Source organism: Burkholderiales bacterium (genome assembly GCA_013695435.1).
Classification (GTDB): domain Bacteria; phylum Pseudomonadota; class Gammaproteobacteria; order Burkholderiales; family JACMKV01; genus JACMKV01.
The window spans coordinates 1-2511 of the sequence record JACDAM010000221.1 but is presented as its reverse complement, the minus strand read 5'-3'; the positions used below and the strand labels follow the sequence as shown (position 1 = coordinate 2511).

Below are 2511 nucleotides of genomic sequence, written 5' to 3'. Positions count from 1 at the left end.
CAACTTGCCAGGCGCGGCTTTGGCGGTGGGTCTGGTTTGCGGTTCGATGCTGATAGCCATGATGTACGTCCCCTATGCGTGTGCGTTTGCCTGGCAATTAATTGGCTTGGTACCCGGTCGTGAGCCTGGGCCGGTTGTGCCGCCACTTAGGCTCTTCATTGAGCGTCGAGATCGTCAACTTGCGAAGGTTGCGGATCGTGCTTCCGTACGTTCTGATCAGGTTCGTGGACAGGATCGATCCGGGCGGTTGATCCATGAAAGGCATGAATTTGTCGGGAAAACCGGGCATGGTGCAGCCGATGCAGATGCCGCCCACGTTCGGGCAGCCGCCGATGCCAGCCATCCAGCCGCGCTTCGGCACATTGCATTGCACTACCGGGCCCCAGCAACCGAGTTTGACGATGCAGTTCGGGCTGCCGTATTCGGTCGCGAAGATGGCCTGTTCGTAGGTGCTGCCGCGGTCGCAGCCGTCGTGCACGGTGCGGGTAAACAGCCACTTGGGCCGTAACGCATCGTCGAGCGGGATCATGGGCGCCAAGCCCGCAAGCTGATACAAGAGATACAGCAGCGTCTCCATGAAATTGTCCGGCTGCACCGGGCAGCCGGGCACGTTGACGATGGGCAGGCCCGCCTTCGATTTCCAGTCCCAGCCGAGATAATCGGCCATACCCATGCATCCGGTCGGATTGCCCTGCATGGCGTGGATGCCGCCGTAGGTGGCGCACGTCCCCGCGGCTACGACGGCGAGCGCATGGGGCGCCAGGCGGTCGATCCATTCCGTGGTTTTGATGGGTTGTTTGGTGACCGGATCCTCGCCCTGCGCCGCCCAGTAACCCTCGCCGCTGATCTTCTCGTTGGGGATAGAGCCTTCCATCACCAGCACGAAATTGTCGAGCTCGCCTTTGGCCGCTTTGTGAAATGGGGCGAGAAACTCGTCGCCGTTCGCATAGGCCAGCACCGGGTTGTGCAGGTGGACTTTCGGGAGGCCGGGGATCGCTCCCATGACGACGTCTTCGATGCTGGGCTGGGTAGCGGCGGTGATCGAAACCGAATCGCCGTCGCAACCCAGGCCGGCGGTCATCCAGAGAATGTGGACTTCCTTGAGGGCAGGCGCGCGCTGCGTTTTGCGCCCGTACGGAGCGGGGGATGAATCGGGCATGACATTACCTCCTCTGTTAATGGCTTATGCTTCAAACAGAGTCGGCGCGACGACCGCAAGGCAGTTTGATCGGCGCGTCGGCTTAGGCCGAAATCTCGATCTTTCGTTAGACGTACACGTTAGAGGAAACTGTAGAGGAAACTGACCTCCGGGATATTCTTTAATAATAGTTCAAGCAACGCAATTTGCAATGTCGGCGATGAAATGCACGCTTTTGCGCGAGCGATGGCGCCATTTGGTTCTTCATCGATCAGGACGCCCGAGACTGGAAGCGCGCAAAGTTGGGAAGCGCAGCTAGCGCCGCATCAGCAGTCCGGCAATCAATCCGATTCCGGCTGCGATTCCGATCGCTCTCCACGGGTGGTCGTGCACATATTGATCCGTGGTTCGGGCCGCCTCCCTGGTGTTATTCACGATCAGGTTTTGCGCGGTCTCCAGATTAAGCCTGGCTTCTTGCAGAGCTTCGCCAACCCTGGCGCTGGCGGCGGTGAATTTGTCCCCGCCGCCGTCGGTGAAATTGCGCAACAAATCTTCGACTTGCGCCGCGACGGCCTTAAAATTCGCGATCAGGCCATCCTTTGCGAAAGTGCTCATTTTGTCTGCATCCATAGCGACCTCCTGAAAAAGTCTCAAAACGCAAAAGTAGCAGAAAAGTCCGGATTGGTCACTGTCTGGCGCTTAATTTCCGAGGCTGTCGCGTCGATCAGGGAAAGCCGGCGTTGATGCCCGGCCGCCATCTTTTTTCAGGGATGGCGCTGGTCAGGAACTTGCGCCGCCAACACGCATCCATGCAGCTTTAGTATGAACAGGCCCTGGATCGGAGGCTCACCATGGAAAACATCAGTTCCGAAGAAGTCTGTTTCATCATTCTGAAGGCGCGCGAGGTCAATGCCAAGACCGATGCCGAGTTTCCGGACACCGCTTCGAACCCTGCCGACGATGGCGGACGCGAGATTCTGCTCGATTATCCGGACGATGCGACCGACCAGGAATTGACCGCGTCGCTCGAACGTTTGAACGAAGGCGAGTTGACCGAATTGCTCGCGCTTGTCACCGTGGGCCGCGGCGATTTCACGAAAGAAGAATGGCCCGAAGCGATCCGCCAGGCGAGCGACTTCATGGATGAAGCCACGCTGCGCTACCTGCTCGATCTGCCATTACTCGCGGATTACCTGGAGGAAGGGCTCTCGCAAATGGGATTTTCCTGCGAGGACGCGTGGGAGCAGCGCTTGTAGTTTCGGACAGCCGCGGGCGGCGGTTATAACTCCGGCGGCACCGCCGGAGGCGTTGCAGTCGTTGATGTCGCGGTGGTTGACGGCAGAGCGGTCTTGCGGCGCATGAATGCCGCGAGC

The 2511-nt window shown here is 59.2% G+C and carries 3 protein-coding genes; 1 reads left to right on the top strand and 2 read right to left on the bottom strand.

The genetic code is table 11. The annotated features are described in order from the left end of the window. Positions 1-97 precede the first annotated feature (97 nt). On the bottom strand, positions 98-1159 hold the full coding sequence (locus tag H0V78_10980) for a hydrogenase expression protein HypE (GenBank protein ID MBA2352274.1): 1062 nt from the start codon (positions 1157-1159) through the stop codon (positions 98-100). A 294-nt stretch (positions 1160-1453) separates the two neighbouring features. Beyond that, complete coding sequence (locus tag H0V78_10975; protein MBA2352273.1) at positions 1454-1768, bottom strand: DUF883 domain-containing protein; 315 nt, start codon at positions 1766-1768, stop codon at positions 1454-1456. 221 nt (positions 1769-1989) lie between these two features. On the opposite strand from H0V78_10975, the gene H0V78_10970 reads away from it, so the two are divergent. Then, positions 1990-2394 (top strand): DUF3775 domain-containing protein, encoded by a 405-nt coding sequence (locus H0V78_10970; GenBank protein MBA2352272.1) that lies wholly within the window; start codon positions 1990-1992, stop codon positions 2392-2394. Positions 2395-2511: the final 117 nt, after the last annotated feature.